Source organism: Pseudonocardia sediminis, from assembly GCF_004217185.1.
Classification (GTDB): domain Bacteria; phylum Actinomycetota; class Actinomycetes; order Mycobacteriales; family Pseudonocardiaceae; genus Pseudonocardia; species Pseudonocardia sediminis.
In genome coordinates, this window is the sequence record NZ_SHKL01000001.1 from 2,555,330 (window position 1) to 2,572,636 (window position 17,307).

A 17,307-nucleotide genomic window follows, 5' to 3' on the forward strand; every position below is an offset into this window, starting at 1 on the left:
CGGAAGAGATCAGGCGTGTCCGGCCGGGTGGTCGCCGCCGAGGGCCCGGGACATCGCGTCCAGGTCCGCGCGGGCGGCGTCGAGGCGGCCGGGACCGAGCGCGCCGTGCAGCCGCTGCTCGACCTCGCGCACCGACGCCCGCGCCGCGCACAGGCGCTCCCGGCCGGTCGCGGTGAGCGTGGCCGGGCGGGCGCAGCGCGGTCTCCGTCGCCGAGCGCAGCAACGACTCCACGCGCTCGATCTCGTACCCGAGCCAGTCCCGGAGGTCCGCGGTCATGTCAGGAGTTTGACATAGGGCGCCGCCGATCCGTACCGTCACCTATGTCAATACTCTGACATGCGAGGTGCGAGATGGACGCTGCACGGATCGAGTCCCGGGGCCCGTTCTCGCTGGAGGCCTCGGCCCGGTTCGTGGCCGGGTTCGGCCCCGCCGGACGCCCGGACGCCGCGACCGGCCCGTTGCGCCTCGGGTTCGTGGCCGAGCGGACGTGGGAACCGACCGCGGTCCGGGTGGAGCAGGAGCCCTCCGGAGTCGTGACGGTCGTCGGCCCCGACGATGCGAAGCCTTCGCCGGCCGTCGTCGCGCAGGTCGGGCGGATGCTGTCCCTCGACGTCGACGGGAGCGGTCTGGACGAAGTCGGCTCGCGCGACCCCGTCGTCGCGGACCTGCTGGAACGCATGCCCGGGCTGCGACCGGTGTGCTTCGGCTCGCCGTACGAGGCGGCGGTGTGGGCATTGCTCTCGAACCGGGTGCGGGTCACCCGGGCCGCGGCGGTGCGGCGCCGGATCGTCGCCGGGCACGGGACGACCGTCGCGATCGACGGCACCGGGATCGCCGTGTTCCCCGCCCCGGACGTCCTGCACCGCGTCGCCGGCGACCTGGGTCTGCCGGAGGTCAAGGTCCCCCGGCTGCGCGCCGTCGCCGACGCCGCCCGCGACGGCGTTCTGGACGGGGAGACGCTGCGCTCGCGCCCGGCTGCGGAGTCGCTGGCCGCGCTGCGGGAGATCCCGGGGATCGGCCCGTTCTCCGCGGAGCTGATCCTGATCCGGGGCGCCGGGCACCCGGACCTCCTCCCGGTCGCGGAGCAGCGCCTGCACACCGAGATGACCGACCGGTACGGCACGGCCGACCCCACGACGGTCGCCGAGATGTGGCGGCCCTACCGCAGCCGGGTCTCGTTCCTGCTGCGCGCCGACCGGGAGCGGCGCACCGGCGAGATGGGGGGCGGGCCGGGGCACCCGGCGTGTGTGGCGGGATGACTGTCGGGGTCCGTCGCTAGGGTCGTGCCATGCGCTTCGGACTCTTCGTGCCCCAGGGATGGCGACTCGACCTGGTCGGGATCGACCCGGCCGACCAGTGGGACGTCATGCGGGACATCGTGCAGCGGGCCGACCAGGGCGGCTCGTTCGAGTCCGCGTGGGTCTACGACCACTTCCACACCGTGCCGCAGCCGACCGAGGAGGCCTGCCACGAGGCGTGGAGCCTGATGGCCGCGTTCGGCGCCGCGACCGACCGGATCCGCCTCGGCCAGATGTGCACGTGCATGGCCTACCGCAACCCCGCCTATCTGGCGAAGGTCGCCGCGACCTGCGACATCATCTCCAAGGGCCGGATCGAGATGGGCATCGGCGGCGGCTGGTACGAGCAGGAGTGGCGCGCCTACGGCTACGGCTTCCCGTCCGCGGGTGAGCGCCTGGGCCGCCTCGACGAGGGCGTCCAGATCTTCGCCCAGGCCTGGTCGCAGGGCCGGGCGTCGCTGGACGGGAAGTACTACCAGGTCGACGACGCGATCGTGACCCCGAAGCCGCTGCAGCCCGGCGGCATCCCGCTCTGGATCGCCGGCGGCGGCGAGAAGGTCACGCTCAAGATCGCTGCGAAGTACGCCCAGTACACGAACTTCGACGGCACCCCCGAGGGCTTCGCGCACAAGTCCGAGATCCTCGCCGGGCACTGCCGCGACGTCGGCACCGACTTCGAGAAGATCGTCCGGTCGGCGAACTACAACGTCGCCATCGGCCGGGACTCCGCCGAGGTCGAGGAGCGGTTGCAGACGCTCAAGGCGCGGCTGGCGCCCGTCGTGGGGGAGGAGAAGGCCGAGGGCGCGCTACGGGCGTTCCGCGGCCTGCCCGCGTGCGGCACCCCGGAGCAGATCGTGGAGAACCTGACCGCGCTGAAGAAGCAGGGCATGACCTACTCGATCCTGTACTTCCCGGAGGCCGCCTACGACCGGTCGGGCATCGAGCTCTTCGAGCGCGAGGTCGTCCCGGCGCTGCGGGACTGAGCGACGACATGGGTCGCTCCACCGAGCCCGCGCAGGTGGTCGAGGGATACCTCGGCCACCTCGCGGTGGAGCGTGGCCGCGCGGCGAACACCCTGCGCTCCTACGCCCTGGACCTGGGCCGCTACACCGAGCACCTGACCGTCTCCGGGATCGACGACCTGGGCGCGGTGAAGGAGAGCGACGTCTCGGCGTTCGTCACGGCGCTGCGCACCGGCGAGGCGCCGCTCGCGGCGTCGTCGACGGCGAGGGCGCTGGCCGCGGTGCGCGGGCTGCACCGCTTCGCCGCCGCCGAGGGGCTGATCCGGGCCGACGTGTCCTCCCGCGTCCGGCCCCCGTCGCAGCCGTCGCGGCTGCCGCGGACGCTGACCGTCGACCAGGTGGAGCAGCTGCTGGCCGGCTGCGTCGGCGACGGGACGGTGGCGCTGCGCGACCGTGCGCTGCTCGAGCTGCTCTACTCCACCGGCGCCCGGATTTCCGAGGCCGTCGGCGCCGACCTCGACGACCTCGACACCGACGCCCGGACGATCCTGGTCCAGGGCAAGGGGGACAAGCAGCGGATCGTGCCGGTCGGGCGGCCCGCCCTGGCCGCCGTCGACGCCTACCTGGTCCGGGCCCGTCCGGTGCTGGCTGCGAAGGGGGCCGGTAGCCCGGCGCTGCTGCTCAACGCCCGCGGGGCCCGGCTCTCGCGGCAGAGTGCCTGGCACGTGCTGCGCGGCGCGGCCGAGGTGTCCGGCCTGGACTCGGTGGTCTCCCCGCACACACTGCGGCACTGCTTCGCCACCCACCTGCTCTCCGGTGGCGCCGACGTGCGCGTGGTCCAGGAGCTGCTCGGGCACGCGTCGGTGAGCACCACGCAGATCTACACCCACGTCACCGTGGACACGTTGCGCGAGGTCTACGCGACCGCGCACCCGCGTGCCCGCGGCTGAGCACCGCCCCGCCGGACACCGACCCCACTCCGCAGGAGGACCGCCGTGACGACCGCCCGCCGCAACCCCTGGCTCCGGGTGCCCCGGCCCCGTCCGGACGCGGGCGTGCGGGTCGTGGTGCTGCCGCACGCCGGCGGCACCGCCACGTTCTTCCGGTCCTGGGGTGCCGCGCTGCCGGAGTGGGCCGAGCTCACCTCCGTGCAGTACCCGGGCCGGGAGGACCGCCTGGCGGAGGAACCACTGGGTGACGCCCGGGCCATGGCCGACGGCGCGATCGACGCCCTGGAGACGCAGCGCCGCGACGGCGATGTGCGCCCGCTGGTCCTGGTCGGGCACAGCCTCGGCGCGACGCTGGCCTACGAGGTGGCGCGGCACCTGACCGTCGCCCCGATCCGGCTCGTGGTCTCCGCCCGGGTGGCGCCGACGGCGTCGCACGGCGGGACCCTGCACCGCGGCACCGACGACGAGCTCGTCGCCCACATCCGCGCCCTCGGCGGGACCGACACCCGAGTCCTCGACGAACCGGAGATGCGCGACCTGATCCTGCCGCCCTACCGGGCCGACCTGCGGGCCGCCGAGACCTACGCCCACGACCCGCACCCGCCGCTGACCTGCCCGGTCGTGGCGTTGGCCGGGGCGGACGACCCGGCCGCCGGGCCGCCGGAGGTCGAGCGCTGGGCCGAGGTGGCCCCGGCCGGTTTCCGGCTCACCGTGCTGCCCGGCGGGCACTTCTACCTGCTCGCCCAGCAGGCCCGGGTGCTGGCGGCCGTCCTCGAGGGACTGTCCGGGGACGTCGGCGTCGGGCACGGGTGAGCGCACCGCTACGGTCTGACACCGATGTCGCACCGTCTGCGTTCTCCCCGGTCCCTGCCGTTCCGTGCCGCCGCGGCGGTCCCGATCGTGGCCGCGTTCGCGGTGCTCGCCGGGTGCGGGTCGCCCGCGGTCGCGCAGTCCGAGTCGGCGACCGAGTCCGTCGGCGCCGTCGACCGGGTCGAGATCGAGGCCGACACCGGCTCGGTCAGCCTGCGCCCCGGCCCGGAGGGCTCGGCCCAGGTGCAGCGCACGCTCCGCTGGACCGGGGATCAGAAGCCCGAGTACACGCAGTCGGTGTCCGGGACCACGCTCACGATCACCGCGCGCTGCCCCGTCGCCGACGAGCGGTGCTCGACCGACCTCGTCGTCACCGTCCCGCCCGCCGCGGCCTCGCGTACGACCGTCTCGACCGGTGACATCGCCGTCGACGACCTGACCGGCGCCCAGGAGCTCACCGCGAGCACCGGCCGGGTCACCGGGACCGGCCTCGGCGCCTCCCCGGTGGCGGCCCGGGCGACGACCGGGCAGGTGTCGCTGCGGTTCGCCGCCGCCCCGCCGAGCGTCGACGCCGAGGCGACCACCGGCAACGTCGACGTCCGGGTGCCGGTCGGGCCCGTCTACCAGGTACAGGCGCAGGTCACGACCGGCAACAGCCGGGTCGAGGTGGCCGACACCCCCGGCGCGGACCACCGGATCTCCGCCCGGAGTACGACCGGGAACGTCTCCGTCACCCACGGATAGAACCGGTACTGCTCCGAACGGGGGCCGGGGCGGGGGTGTTCGGCCGTCCCGGTACCGTGTTCGAACAGTTCTCGACGCGCACGGCGAGGCGCGTTGCTGCACGTGGGGGCGTTTCCTACATTGCGGGGCGGGATCGAACCCGGTACGACACCCCACGAGGAACCGGAGATCGCATGGACCCGACGCGGCCCGCCGCACCGGCGGACACCGACGGCTCCGAACACGCCGCCGTCGGGCCGATCACAGGCGGTGAGGCCGGCGGTGAGCGGTCCGGACCGGGGAGAGGAAAACACCGTTTGAGCGTCCCCGAGCCCGCCCCGCTGACCAGCCACGGCCCCGCGCGCGTGATCGCCGTCGCGAACCAGAAGGGTGGCGTCGGCAAGACGACGTCGACGATCAACCTGGGTGCCGCCCTGGCCGAGTACGGCCGCCGGGTGCTCCTGGTGGACTTCGACCCGCAGGGCGCGCTCTCGGTCGGGCTCGGCGTGCAGGCCCACGAGCTGGACTCGACGATCTACAACCTGCTGATGGAGAAGGGCGTCGAGGCCGACGACGTCATCCGCGAGACCACCGTCGAGGGCATGGACCTGCTGCCCAGCAACATCGACCTGTCCGCCGCGGAGGTCCAGCTCGTCACCGAGGTCGGACGCGAACAGGCCCTCGGGCGGGCGCTCAAGCGCGTGCTCAGCGACTACGACGTCATCCTCATCGACTGCCAGCCCTCGCTCGGCCTGCTCACAATCAACGCCCTGGCCTGCGCGGACGCCGTGCTGATCCCCCTGGCGTGCGAGTTCTTCAGTCTGCGCGGGGTGGCGCTGCTGATGGACACGATCGACAAGGTCCAGGACCGGCTCAACCCCGACCTCAAGCTCCTCGGCATCCTGGCCACGATGTTCGACCAGCGGACGCTGCACACCAAGGAGGTGCACGACCGCGTCGTCGAGGCGTTCGGTGACCTGGTGTTCGAGGCCGTGATCAACCGGACGATCAAGTTCCCGGAGACGACCGTCGCCGGGGAGCCGATCACGACCTGGGCGCCGACCTCCGGTGGCGCGGAGGCCTACCGGATGCTGGCCCGCGAGGTCATCGCCCGGTGACGCTGCTCGCCGACGGCCCGGGGGGACCCGAGAGCCTCGACGACGCCGACGTCGCGTCGCCGAAGGCCCGCCGTTTCACCGTGCGGCTGGTCAACTTCGAGGGCCCGTTCGACCTGCTGCTGCAGCTGATCGGCAAGCACGAGCTCGACCTCACCGAGATGGCGCTGCACAAGGTCACCGACGACTTCATCGCCCACCTCACGGCCCTCGGTGACGACGCCGACCTCGACGAGACGACCGAGTTCCTGGTCGTCGCCGCGACCCTGCTCGACCTCAAGGCCGCCCGCCTGGTGCCCGGCGCGGACGTCGAGGACGAGGAGGACCTCGCGCTGCTCGAGGCCCGTGACCTTCTCTTCGCCCGGCTGCTGCAGTACCGCGCCTACAAGGAGGCCGCGAAGCTGTTCGTGGAGCTCGAGGCCGGGGCGATGCGCCGCTTCCCGCGCTCGGTCGCCCTCGAGGACCGCTACGCGGAGCTGCTGCCCGAGGTGCTGCTCGGGATGGACGCGCAGGCGTTCGCCGAGCTCGCCGCCACGGTGTTCCGGCCGAAGCCGCCGGAGACGGTCGGCCTCGACCACCTGCACGGGCCGACCGTGTCGGTGCCCGAGCACACCCAGATCCTGCGCGAGCGTCTCGCCGAGCTGGGGCAGGCCACGTTCGCGAGGCTGACGGCCGACTGCGTGGCGCCGATCGAGGTGATCGCCCGGTTCATGGGGCTGCTCGAGCTCTACCGGGAGCGCAGCGTCGCCCTGGACCAGCCGGAGCCCTTCGGTGAGCTGATGGTCACCTGGACCGCCGACCGTGACGACGACCCGGTCGCCGAGGCCGTCGCCGACGAGGAGTCCGCCGAGGATGACTGACCCGTCCCAGGGCGGGGGACACCCCGAGTTCACCGACCTGGACCGGCTGATCGGCCGGACGGTCCCGCGCAGCCCGCACGCCCAGGTCCCGGCCCCGGTTCCCGAGGATTCGGCTCCCGAGAAAACGGCCCCCGAGGAACCGGCCCCGGAGCCCGAGGCCGAGCCGCCCGCCGTCGACGGGCCGGATGTCGACCCCGAGCCGGAGTCCGAGCCCGGGCCGGAGTCCGTCGCCGCACCCCGTACCGGTCCGGACGTCACCGCTGAGCCCGATGCCGCCGGGGTGGTCGCCGGCACCGAGCTCCCCGACGGGACCGCCCCGCCGTCCGCGGAGACGGCCGAGATCGAGCTCCCCGACGTCGAGGACCTCGGCGAGGAGCTGGAGTCCGACGACGCGTTCGAGGCGGCGCTGGAGGCGTTGTTGCTGGTCGTGGACGCGCCGGTGGACGAGGTCGCGCTCGCGAACGCGCTCGGCCAGCCCGCGGCCCGCGTCAAGGCCGCTCTGCCGCGGATGGCCGGTGCCTACACCGCGGACGGCCGAGGGATCGACCTGCGCCGCTCGGGGGAGGGCTGGCGGTTCTACACCCGCGAGACCTACGCCCCCTACGTCGAGCGGATGCTGCTCGACGGTCAGCGCGCCCGCCTGACGAGGGCCGCCCTGGAGACCCTCGCCGTCGTCGCCTACCGCCAGCCGGTGACCCGCGCGCGGGTGTCCGCGGTCCGCGGCGTGAACTGCGACGGGGTGCTCCGGACGCTGCTCACACGCGGCTTGGTGGAGGAGGCCGGAACCGACGATCAGACGCAGGGGACACTGTTCCGGACGACCGAGCTGTTCCTGGAGCGCCTCGGCCTGTCGTCGGTGCAGGAACTGCCGCCGCTGGCGCCGCTGCTGCCCGACATCGACGCGATCGACGACATGTGATGAGAGACGATGAGTGAGCGCAAGGCCCGCGAGGTCACAGAGGGCGTCCGGCTGCAGAAGGTGCTGTCGCAGGCGGGCGTGGCCTCGCGCCGCGCGGCCGAGGAGCTGATCGCCGCCGGCCGGGTCTCGGTGGACGGCGAGGTCGTCCGGGAGATGGGCCGCCGGGTCGACCCGGACACGGCGATCCTGCACGTCGACGGCTCGCGGATCGTGCTCCGCGACGACCAGGTCTACCTGGCGCTGAACAAGCCCCGCGGGATGCTGTCGACGATGTCCGACGAGAACGGCCGCGAGTGCGTGGGCGACCTGCTCCTGGACCGGGTCGAGATCATGAACCAGGCCCAGCGGCTGTTCCACGTCGGGCGTCTCGACGCCGACACCGAGGGACTGCTCCTGCTGACCAACGACGGCGAGCTCGGGCACCGGCTGATGCACCCGTCGTACGAGGTCACCAAGACCTACGTCGCGGAGATCATCGGCCAGCCCGCCCGGGACGTCGGCAAGCGCCTGCGTGACGGGATCGACCTCGAGGACGGTGCCGTCACCGTGCACTCGTTCAAGCTGGTCGACTCGCTGCCGGGCCGGTCGATGGTGGAGCTGGTGCTGCACGAGGGCCGCAAGCACGTCGTGCGCCGTCTGCTCGACGAGGTCGGGCACCCGGTGCAGCGGCTGATCCGGACCGCGGTCGGCGACGTCCAGCTCGGCAGCCAGCGGCCGGGCAAGCTGCGACCGCTGAACAAGACCGAGGTCGGCGCGCTCTACAAGGCCGTCGGGCTGTAGAGGGGCCGGGCCCGCACCGCGGGTCCGGATCTCCTACGCTGCCGGTCATGGCCGTACGAGCGCTGCGCGGCGCGACCCAGGTCGACGCCGACGACCGGCAGGAGATCCTCGACCGTTCCGCGGAGCTGGTCACGGCCGTGCTCGAGCGCAACGAGCTCGTCTCCGACGACATCATCTCGATCTGGTTCACCGCGACCCAGGACCTGACCGCGGAGTTCCCCGCCTACGCCGCACGGTTGCTCGGCCTGACCGACGTGCCGCTGATGTGTGCGACCGAGATGGCCGTGCCGGGCGCGATGCCGCGGGTGCTGCGGTTGCTCGCGCACGTCGACACCCAGCGGACCCGGTCCGAGCTGCGTCACGTCTACCTGCACGGCGCCGCGGCGCTGCGGACCGACCTGCCCCAGTAGCCCGCCCACCCGGGCGCGGGACGGAAGTCCCTACCGGCGACAATGGACGGGTGCGTGCCCTCCGAGGGCGCGCCGCGGACGACGGTCGTGGGGCCGGAGAGGTGGTTGGTGTGGCCTTGCGGGGCGTCGTCGCGATGGACGGGCCGTCCGGGACCGGGAAGTCGACGGTCTCGCGCCGCTTGGCGCAGGCCTGCGGCGCGGCCTATCTGGACACCGGGGCGATGTACCGGGCCGCCACCCTGGCCGTCCTGCGGGCGGACCTCGACGAGAGCGCGTCGGAGGAGGAGATGACCGCCGTCGCGACCGGGCGGGACCTCGTCTCCGGCACCGACCCGGCGGGCCCGACCATCACCCTCGACGGCTCCGACGTCAGCGCCGAGATCCGCGGCCCGGAGGTGACCGGGCTGGTCAGCGCCGTGTCCGCGCTGCCCGCCGTGCGTGCGGAGATGGTGGCCAAGCAGCACGAGCTGATCGCCGACGCGGTGAACGGCGGCGGCGGGATCGTCGTCGAGGGCCGCGACATCGGTACCGTGGTGGTGCCGGACGCTCCGCTGAAGGTCTACCTGACGGCGTCGCCGGCGGTCCGTGCCGCACGGCGGGGACGTCAGGACGCGCGGGCCGGTCGCGAGGCCGACCTGCACGTGACGCTGAGCGACGTGGAGCGCCGGGATCGGCTCGACTCCAGCCGCCGGATCTCCCCGCTCTACGCGGCGGCCGACGCGCTGGTGCTCGACACGGACAACCTCAGCGCGGACGACGTCCTGGCCCGGTTGCGCGCGCTGGTCGCGGATCGGGGGCTGGAGGGGTGAGTTCCACCGGCTCCTCCTTGTCCGGAAAGAACCAAGGGGCCGGGAACGACCTGCCTGCGGGCACACTGGGCTGGATGCACGACCTGGCCCGCTGGATCGGGACATGGTGCTTCACCCCGGTCCTGCGGGTGCGGGTGCACCACCGGGACCGCATCCCGGCCTCCGGGCCGGTGGTGCTGGTGGCCAACCACAGCGCGTTCGTGGACGGGCCGCTGTTGCTGGGACTGATCGGGCGCCGCGTGGTGTTCCTGGTGAAGCAGGAGATGTTCCGCGGACCGCTCAAGGTGGTGCTGCCGTGGATCGGGCAGCTGCCGGTGCGTCGCGGTGCACCGGACCGGCGGCCGCTCATGGCGGCACTGGACGTGCTGCGCGGCGGTGGGATGGTCGCGGTGTTCCCGGAGGGGACCCGCGGCGGTGGCGAGGTGGCCGCGGCGCAGCAGGGCGCGGCGTGGCTGGCCCGAACCGGTGGGGCGCCGATGCTGCCGGTCGTGTGCCGGGGCACACGGCGACCGGAGGGATCGGGGCGGCGTTTCCGCCCCCGGGTGGATGTATTGGTGGGACGAGCGCTGCCGGCGCCGCAGGGTCGGGGACGAACCGACCTGGCCGCGGCGACCGAGCAGGTACGCGACGCACTCTCCGCGCTGGTCGCGGAGTTGGACGAGATGAGAGGCCGGGGCGAACCCGGCCGGGACGCGAGTGAGACGTGAGCAGTACAGAAGAAGCGGGTGTGAGCCTCGGCAACGAGGAACGCGCCGAGATGGACCGGCTGGGCCTGGACCCCGCCGAGTTCGTCGCCACCGACGAGGACGGTCTGCCGATCGCCGGGCTGGACCCGGACGAGGTGCTGGCCACCCCGACCCTGGCCGTCGTCGGACGGCCCAACGTGGGCAAGTCGACTCTGGTCAACCGCCTGCTGGGGCGCCGGGAGGCGGTCGTGCAGGACATCCCGGGGGTCACCCGGGACCGGATCGTCTACGACGCGTTGTGGAACGGGCGCCGGTTCAAGCTGATGGACACCGGCGGCTGGGAGCCCGACGCGACGGGTCTGCAGGGCGTCGTCGCGGCCCAGGCCGAGACGGCGATGCGCACCGCGGACGCGGTCATGCTCGTGGTCGACGCCTCGGTCGGGGCGACCACCACCGACGAGGCCGCCGCCCGCGTGCTGCGCCGCGCCGACGTCCCGGTGATGCTCTGCGCGACGAAGGTCGACGACGACCGCCTGGTCTCCGACACCGCGTCGTTGTGGCGCCTCGGGCTGGGGGAGCCGCACGCGGTCAGCGGCCTGCACGGCCGCGGCTCCGGTGACCTGCTCGACGCGATGCTCGAGATCCTGCCCGAGACCCCGCGCGAGGACTTCGGCGCCGGAGCCGGCGGCCCGCGCCGGGTGGCGCTGGTCGGCAAGCCGAACGTCGGCAAGTCCAGCCTGCTCAACAAGGTCGCCGGGGAGAACCGCTCGGTCGTGCACGACGTCGCCGGCACCACCGTCGACCCGGTCGACTCGCTGGTGGACCTCGACGGCGACATCTGGCGATTCGTCGACACCGCCGGCCTGCGCAAGCGGGTCAAGATGGCCAGCGGCATGGAGTACTACGCCAGCCTGCGGACGTCGTCGGCGATCGAGGCCGCCGAGGTGGCCCTGGTGCTGATCGACGCCAGCGAGCCGATCGCCGAGCAGGACCAGCGGGTGCTCACCATGGTCTCCGAGGCCGGTCGTGCCCTGGTGATCCTGTTCAACAAGTGGGACCTGGTCGACGAGGACCGCCGCCACGAGCTCACCCGCGAGCTCGAGCGCGACCTGATCAGCGTCCGGTGGGCGGAGCGGGTGAACGTCTCCGCGCTGACCGGCCGGTCGACGGCCCGGATCGCGCCGGCCCTGCGCAGGGCTCTGGAGTCCTGGGACACCCGGATCCCGACCGGGCGCCTGAACTCCTGGATCTCCGACCTGGTCGCCGCGAAGCCGCCGCCCGTGCGCAGCGGCAAGCAGCCGAAGATCCTCTTCGCGACCCAGGCCCAGACCCGGCCGCCGACCTTCGTGCTGTTCGCCTCGGGGTTCCTCGAGCCGGGCTACCGCCGGTTCATCGAGCGCCGCTTGCGCGAGGACTTCGGGTTCGCCGGGTCGCCGATCCGGCTCTCGGTGCGGATCCGCGAGAAGCGTCCGCGCAAGAAGTGAGCACCGGAGTGGTTGACGCCGTGCTCCCGTCGGCCGAGCTGCACCTCCACCTGGAGGGCACGCTCGAGCCGTCGACGATCTTCGAGCTCGCCGAGCGCAACCGCGTGCGGCTGCCCTACGCCGACGTCGACGAGCTCGCGGCGCGCTACGACTTCGCCGACCTGCAGTCCTTCCTCGACCTGTACTACGCGAACATGGCGACGCTGCGGACCGCGCAGGACTTCGCGGACATGACCGACGCCTACCTCGCGCGGGCCGCCGTCGCGGGCGTCGTGCACGCCGAGGTGTTCGTCGACCCGCAGGCGCACACCGCCCGCGGGGTGGCGCTGGAGGAGGTCCTCGACGGGGTCGGCTCGGCCCTGGCCGCGGCGCCGTCGGTGTACGGGATCACCACCGGCCTGATCCCGTGCGTGCTGCGCGACCGCAGCGCCGCCGACGCGATGACCATGCTCGACGGGGTCCTGCGCTCCGGTGTCCCGGTGCTCGGGCTCGGCCTGGACTCCGCCGAGGTCGGGAACCCGCCGTCGGTGTTCCGCGACGTGTTCGACCGGGCCGGCGCCGAGGGCCTGCACCGGGTCGCGCACGCGGGGGAGGAGGGGCCGCCCGCGTACGTGTGGGAGGCCCTCGACCTGCTCGGCGCGGAGCGGATCGACCACGGCGTGCGCAGCCTGGAGGACGACGAGCTGGTCGCGCGCCTGGTCCGGCAGCGGACGCCGCTGACGGTGTGCCCGTTGTCGAACGTGCGCCTCCGGGTGATCGACGACCTGGCGGATCATCCCCTGCCGGAGATGATCCGCCGCGGTCTCGTGGTCACGGTGAACTCCGACGACCCGGCCTACTTCGGCGGGTACCTCGACGACAACATGACCGCCCTCCGGGCCGCCTGCGACATCGACGACGCCGCGGCCGAGCTGCTGGCCCGGAACTCGGTCGAGGCCTCGTTCCTGGACGGGGACCGCAAACGGGAGCTCCTGTCCCGGATCGACGCCGCCGTCACCAGCTGACCGGCAGGCGGTTCACGCCCTGGATCGTGGTGGCGGGCCGCAGCTCGAGGTCGGCGACCGGCACGTCCAGGCGCAGGGTCGGGATCCGCTCGATCACCGCCGCGAGGACCACCTCGAGCTCCAGGCGGGCCAGGTTCTGGCCCAGGCACTGGTGCACGCCGTAGCCGAACGCGACGTGGTGACGGGCCTTGCGGCGCACGTCGAAAGTATCCGGGTCGGGGAACACCGAGCCGTCCCGGTTGGCGATCGAGTTGCTGACGATCACGCCGTCGCCGGCGCGGATGACCTGCCCGTCGACCTCGATGTCGTCGACGGCCACCCGCCCGCCGGCGACGTCGGCGATGGCCAGGTAGCGCAGCAGCTCGTCGACCGCCCCCGGGATCAGGGACGGGTCGGCGCGCAGGGCGGCGAGCTGGTCGGGGTGCTCCAGCAGGGTGATCACGCTCAGCGTGGTCATCGACGCCGTCGTCTCGTGCCCGGCGACGAGCAGCAGGATCGCCGACGCGACGAGCTCCGCGCGGTCGATCTCGCCGGTGGCCAGCCGCTCGGAGATCAGCGTGTCCAGCAGCCCGGTTCCGGGCTCGGCCTGCAGGGTGGTGACCAGGCCGTCCAGATAGCGGGCGAGGTCGTCGCGCGCGGCCATCGAGCCGGCCGCGTCGGTGGACTGCACCAGCCGCGTGCTCGCGTCCTGGAAGAACTCGTGGTCGGCGTAGGGCACGCCGAGCAGCTCGCAGATCACCATCGACGGCACCGGCAGGGCGAGCCCGGTGACCAGGTCCGCGGGCGGGCCGGCGGCGAGCAGGTCGTCGACGAAGCCGTGCACGATCCGTTCGACGTCGGCGCGCATGGCCTTGGTGCGCTTCACCGTGAACTCGCTGATCATCATGCGGCGCTTCGGGCCGTGCTCGGGCGGGTCCATGCTGATGAACGAGCGCGGCTGCCGGCGGAACGCCTCGGCGCGGGCCGAGGTCGCGGGGAACTCGTCTGCCGTGCGGTCGGCCGAGAGCCGCGGGTCGGCGAGCAGGGCGCGCGCGGCCTCGTGGCCGGTCACGACCCATGCCGGACGGCCGTCGAAGAGCGTGACCGGACGGATCGGACCCTCCTCGTCACGCAGGCTCCGATAGCCGTCGGGCAGCTGGTAGGGGCACGTCCGGTCGTTCGGGAAGGCCGGAGCGTCCTGGGTCTGTGGTGTCGCCACGGTGTCGGTCATCGATTCCCCCGAGGGTCAAGCGTAGTTAAAGAACGCTGCGTTCTCTAAGTTCGAGGCTAAGATGCCGGGCCAGAGAACGCAACGGTCTCTACGAACATCCGGGGGTCACGCTGTCACCGAAAGCCGAGCCGGCTCTCGATCACCGCCGGGGACCTCGCCGTCGCGGCGAGGTGCTGGAGAACGCCGTCCTCGCGGCCGCACGCGACGAGCTCGCCGAGGTCGGGTACGCCGACCTGACCATGGAGCGGGTCGCGGCCCGGGCGCGGACCAGCAAGGCCGTCCTCTACCGCCGCTGGTCCGGGCGCGCCGAGCTGGTGGTGGACGCGTTCCGGGAGCGCGGGATCATCGAGGTCGACGCGCCGGACACCGGGGCACTGCGCACGGACGTGATCGCCCTGCTGCGTCAGATCTCGGCGAAGATGGCCACCCCGCTCGGTGGCATCCTGCGCGGTCTGCTGACCGAGATGACGCGCGATCCCGAGTTCTCCGCCCTCATCCGCGACCGGATGCACCACGTCGGGCCGGCGACCGTCATGGGTGTCCTGGAGCGCGCCGTCGAGCGGGGGGAGGTCGAGAGGTGGGTGCTCGGATCGCGCCGCGCCACGGTGGCGACCGATCTCCTGCGCAACGAGTTCCTGCTGTTCGGAGCGCCGATCGACGACGCGACCATCATCGACATCGTCGACGAGGTGTACCTCCCCCTGGTCCTGCGACCGCCCGGAGATCGATGACGAGACCGCTTGTCGGGGGCTCCGACGGCGTGGGGTAGTCTGGCGAAGCCCTTTCGGGGGTGGCCGGGACGTGGCGCAGCTTGGTAGCGCACTTGACTGGGGGTCAAGGGGTCGCAGGTTCAAATCCTGTCGTCCCGACGGCATGTAGAACGGCTCGTTGATCCGGTAATCGCCTGGTCAGCGGGCCGTTTCGTCGTTTCCGAGGGATCATGACGCCTCTCACCCGGCGGTCTTCTGGGGACCATCTGGGGACCGCGGAGCTCGAAGGAACGCTGTGAGTGAGTCGCCGGCTGCCGTTACGGCCCTCGAGTCCGGGTGCAGGTAGCGCTGCGTGGTGGTCAGCGATCCGTGTCCGGCGATCTTCCGGAGGACGTGGACCGGGACACCGGCGTCGGCCAGCCAGGTCAGTCCGGTGTGGCGCAGACCGTGGCGTCGGAGGTGTTCGAATCCGAGCTCGGTGACGACGTCGTCCCAGTGTGTGGCGTCGCGCAGCACGGCGGTGGTGATCCGGCCGCCGCGGGGGCCGGTGAATAGTCGCGCGTCCGGGCGTCCGCCGGCGGCTTCGATGCGCTGTTGGACGACGTCGCGCACTTCGACGATCAGCGGGACGGATCGGGCGCGCTTGCCTTTGGTGCCTTTGTCGACCAGGCCTCCGGGGGAGGGGGTGGTTTGGCGGCGCACGGTCCAGAGCCAGCGGTCGGTGTCGATGTCACCGACACGGCAGCCGGAGACTTCGCCGATCCGGGCGGCGGTGCACGCTCCGAAGATGACCAGATCGCCCCAGCCTCGGAAGTGACCGGCGGATCGGGCCACGAGCGCATCCGCGAGGCGGGTGAGTGATTGCCAGTCGGGCAGGGCGAGGGAGCGTGGGTCGTCGAGCTCGTCCTCGGCCTGTCGGAAGGCGTACTGCCAGCCGGTGACCCGTGCGGGGTTGCGGTCCACAAGGCCGTCGCGCACGGCCTGTTCGAGAACTCGGACAAGGACGGCGAGGCTGTTCTTGACGGTGGATCGGCTGCACTCGTCGGCGATCCATGTTTGGACCGCACGGTCGACGGTTCCGTTGGTGACCATCCGGACGGAGAGATGCCCGAGTGTCGGCACGACGCGGTGCCGCCATCCGGCCAAGTACGGGTCGAGAGTCTTGGCCTCGAGACCGCGTAGAGCGAGCGGCATCACGGAGTCGCCGTAGGCGGCCAGCGTCAGGGTCGCGGTCAGTGGGTCGACGCCGGCTGTGGCCAGTTGCTGCACCCGCTCGATCCAGGCCCGGGCGGACCGCTCCGAGTCGAAGGACTCCGACTTGGAGCGCCGTTGCATCGTGGTGGGATCGGTCCAGCGGACCCGAGCCCGGAACGGTTGGGCTCGATCGGTTCGGTGCTCGACGTCTCCTCGAACCGGCACCCCGAGGGGAAGCGCGAGTCTGTCCGTACCGCTCACGCCGCCGCCTCGGGATCGACGCGTCGGCTTCGGAGCCATGCTTCGATGTCGGCTGCGTTGTACATCGTGATGCGCGCGGACACTTTGACGAAGGGCGGCCCCTGCGGCGGGCGAGCAGTCCGCCATCGACGCACCGACGACGCGTCGACACCGAGTAGCTCAGCCAGTTCGTCGGTGGAGTACCAGCGGCCGAGAAGTAGATCAGCACTCACAAGAGTCGCCTCCATGCCGTTCCAGGCAGAGCGCTCGTCGCCGGGTCGTCGTCGGCGGTGCCGTGACCGTCCGATCGTGGGCGCTCCGATCGTGTGCGGGTTCACGGTCAGGCTTCCGGCTGCCGTGGTTCGTTGCGTGGCCGTCGCGTGGGCACCTCTGTCGACGGGCAGCTCCCGCCGTCAGTGGGGTAGGGCTGGCGATCGAACCGGCGAGGTTGTTCGACGCCGTCGACGAACCAGCTGATGGGCCGGCGGGTGCCGAGCTCGCCCACGAAGTACCGGGTCACCGACGCGGACAGGACGCCCGGATCTGTGGAACGGTTGGCCGCGAACTCTTCGGCGGCGCGTTGGTTGTCGAAGACCACCTCGATGGCTCCGATGTCGTCGGGCTTCGATGCGTGGACGGAGAAGACGGCGCTGCGAGGCCGTGCTTTGTCGGATGCCATGCACATCAGCTTTCGGGCGCCCGAAAGCAGCGGATGATCGAACCTCGGATGTGTGGATAGATGCGCGCCGGTGGTGTCGGTGAAAATGGCGGGATGGACCTCGCCGGGATGTCGGTGGACGAGCTCGTCTCTGCGGTGCAGCACTCCGAGCAGCTGCGGCGCGCCGGTCGGGAGAACAGCGGTCGGCTCCTGGCTGAGCTCCACAGCCGTGAGGGTCTGTCGTGGCCGGCGATCGCGCGGATGACGGAGATCCGTCAGACCACCGCCTATGACCTCGCTCGTCCCTTCCTCTGCAGCTCATCTGAGGGCGACGACCCGACCGAGTAAGTCGGGAAGGCCCGGGCCGCGGTGAGAAGCAGGATTCGGGCGCAGCGAGATATGCCGGAAGCGATGCTTCCGGCGTCGGCCGTGGGCGGCCTGGGAGGCGGAACGGGGGCGTTCCGAGGTCCAGCGTCGAGCGCGT

The 17,307-nt window shown here is 72.4% G+C and carries 20 protein-coding genes and 1 tRNA gene; 16 read left to right on the forward strand and 5 right to left on the reverse strand.

Going from position 1 to position 17,307, the window contains the following annotated elements; all coding sequences use genetic code 11:
- Positions 1-9: 9 nt before the first annotated feature.
- Positions 10-132: a hypothetical protein gene (locus tag EV383_RS32630; RefSeq protein WP_278044830.1), complete on the reverse strand. Its 123-nt coding sequence runs from the start codon at positions 130-132 to the stop codon at positions 10-12.
- A gap of 219 nt (positions 133-351) precedes the next feature.
- On the opposite strand from EV383_RS32630, the gene EV383_RS11910 reads away from it, so the two are divergent.
- The 14 genes from EV383_RS11910 (at position 352) to EV383_RS11975 (ending at position 12,811) form a co-directional block, all read left to right on the forward strand.
- On the forward strand, positions 352-1,260 hold the full coding sequence (locus tag EV383_RS11910; protein WP_130289971.1) for a DNA-3-methyladenine glycosylase family protein: 909 nt from the start codon (positions 352-354) through the stop codon (positions 1,258-1,260).
- Between the two features lie 29 nt (positions 1,261-1,289).
- Positions 1,290-2,282, forward strand: a complete 993-nt coding sequence (locus tag EV383_RS11915) for an LLM class F420-dependent oxidoreductase (RefSeq protein WP_130289972.1) — start codon at positions 1,290-1,292, stop codon at positions 2,280-2,282.
- Positions 2,283-2,290: 8 nt separating this feature from the next.
- Entirely contained in the window at positions 2,291-3,211 is a 921-nt protein-coding gene (gene xerD, locus EV383_RS11920) for a site-specific tyrosine recombinase XerD (RefSeq protein WP_130289973.1), read from the forward strand.
- A gap of 45 nt (positions 3,212-3,256) precedes the next feature.
- Complete coding sequence (locus EV383_RS11925) at positions 3,257-4,024, forward strand: thioesterase II family protein (RefSeq protein WP_130289974.1); 768 nt, start codon at positions 3,257-3,259, stop codon at positions 4,022-4,024.
- 24 nt (positions 4,025-4,048) lie between these two features.
- Positions 4,049-4,765: a DUF4097 family beta strand repeat-containing protein gene (locus tag EV383_RS11930; RefSeq protein WP_130289975.1), complete on the forward strand. Its 717-nt coding sequence runs from the start codon at positions 4,049-4,051 to the stop codon at positions 4,763-4,765.
- 173 nt (positions 4,766-4,938) lie between these two features.
- Positions 4,939-5,862 carry a ParA family protein gene (locus EV383_RS11935; protein WP_130289976.1) on the forward strand — a complete coding sequence of 308 codons (924 nt, stop codon included), beginning with the start codon at positions 4,939-4,941 and terminating at the stop codon, positions 5,860-5,862.
- Positions 5,859-6,719 carry a segregation and condensation protein A gene (locus EV383_RS11940; protein WP_423213643.1) on the forward strand — a complete coding sequence of 287 codons (861 nt, stop codon included), beginning with the start codon at positions 5,859-5,861 and terminating at the stop codon, positions 6,717-6,719. Before EV383_RS11935 ends, EV383_RS11940 begins: the two co-directional genes overlap by 4 nt.
- A complete protein-coding gene (gene scpB / locus EV383_RS11945) occupies positions 6,712-7,638 on the forward strand; it encodes an SMC-Scp complex subunit ScpB (RefSeq protein WP_130289977.1) in 927 nt (308 codons plus the stop codon). The genes EV383_RS11940 and scpB overlap by 8 nt, the downstream gene beginning before the upstream one ends.
- A 9-nt stretch (positions 7,639-7,647) precedes the next feature.
- Positions 7,648-8,418 carry a pseudouridine synthase gene (locus EV383_RS11950; protein ID WP_130289978.1) on the forward strand — a complete coding sequence of 257 codons (771 nt, stop codon included), beginning with the start codon at positions 7,648-7,650 and terminating at the stop codon, positions 8,416-8,418.
- Between the two features lie 47 nt (positions 8,419-8,465).
- Positions 8,466-8,828, forward strand: a complete 363-nt coding sequence (aroH, locus tag EV383_RS11955; protein WP_130289979.1) for a chorismate mutase — start codon at positions 8,466-8,468, stop codon at positions 8,826-8,828.
- Positions 8,829-8,962: 134 nt separating this feature from the next.
- A complete protein-coding gene (cmk, locus tag EV383_RS11960; RefSeq protein WP_130294302.1) occupies positions 8,963-9,637 on the forward strand; it encodes a (d)CMP kinase in 675 nt (224 codons plus the stop codon).
- A 74-nt stretch (positions 9,638-9,711) separates the two neighbouring features.
- Complete coding sequence (locus EV383_RS11965) at positions 9,712-10,344, forward strand: lysophospholipid acyltransferase family protein (RefSeq protein ID WP_130289980.1); 633 nt, start codon at positions 9,712-9,714, stop codon at positions 10,342-10,344.
- Positions 10,345-10,394: 50 nt separating this feature from the next.
- On the forward strand, positions 10,395-11,807 hold the full coding sequence (gene der / locus EV383_RS11970) for a ribosome biogenesis GTPase Der (protein WP_130294304.1): 1,413 nt from the start codon (positions 10,395-10,397) through the stop codon (positions 11,805-11,807).
- A gap of 8 nt (positions 11,808-11,815) precedes the next feature.
- Complete coding sequence (locus tag EV383_RS11975; RefSeq protein WP_242623038.1) at positions 11,816-12,811, forward strand: adenosine deaminase; 996 nt, start codon at positions 11,816-11,818, stop codon at positions 12,809-12,811.
- Here EV383_RS11975 and EV383_RS11980 read toward each other — a convergent pair.
- Positions 12,801-14,021, reverse strand: coding sequence for a cytochrome P450 (locus tag EV383_RS11980; protein WP_130289981.1), 1,221 nt, complete (start codon positions 14,019-14,021; stop codon positions 12,801-12,803). The genes EV383_RS11975 and EV383_RS11980 overlap by 11 nt on opposite strands.
- 170 nt (positions 14,022-14,191) lie before the next feature.
- Between EV383_RS11980 and EV383_RS11985 the strand changes: the two genes are divergently transcribed.
- Positions 14,192-14,752, forward strand: a complete 561-nt coding sequence (locus EV383_RS11985) for a TetR/AcrR family transcriptional regulator (RefSeq protein ID WP_242623039.1) — start codon at positions 14,192-14,194, stop codon at positions 14,750-14,752.
- A 64-nt stretch (positions 14,753-14,816) separates the two neighbouring features.
- Positions 14,817-14,890: transfer RNA gene (locus tag EV383_RS11990), tRNA-Pro, on the forward strand.
- 81 nt (positions 14,891-14,971) lie between these two features.
- Here EV383_RS11990 and EV383_RS11995 read toward each other — a convergent pair.
- Genes EV383_RS11995 through EV383_RS12005 form a run of 3 tightly spaced genes read right to left on the reverse strand, consistent with a single transcriptional unit; the run spans position 14,972 to position 17,048 of the window.
- Positions 14,972-16,186 carry a tyrosine-type recombinase/integrase gene (locus tag EV383_RS11995; protein WP_242623040.1) on the reverse strand — a complete coding sequence of 405 codons (1,215 nt, stop codon included), beginning with the start codon at positions 16,184-16,186 and terminating at the stop codon, positions 14,972-14,974.
- Complete coding sequence (locus tag EV383_RS12000) at positions 16,183-16,503, reverse strand: helix-turn-helix transcriptional regulator (RefSeq protein ID WP_242623041.1); 321 nt, start codon at positions 16,501-16,503, stop codon at positions 16,183-16,185. The genes EV383_RS11995 and EV383_RS12000 overlap by 4 nt, the downstream gene beginning before the upstream one ends.
- Positions 16,504-16,505: 2 nt before the next feature.
- Entirely contained in the window at positions 16,506-17,048 is a 543-nt protein-coding gene (locus tag EV383_RS12005) for a hypothetical protein (protein WP_130289984.1), read from the reverse strand.
- Positions 17,049-17,307 lie beyond the last annotated feature (259 nt).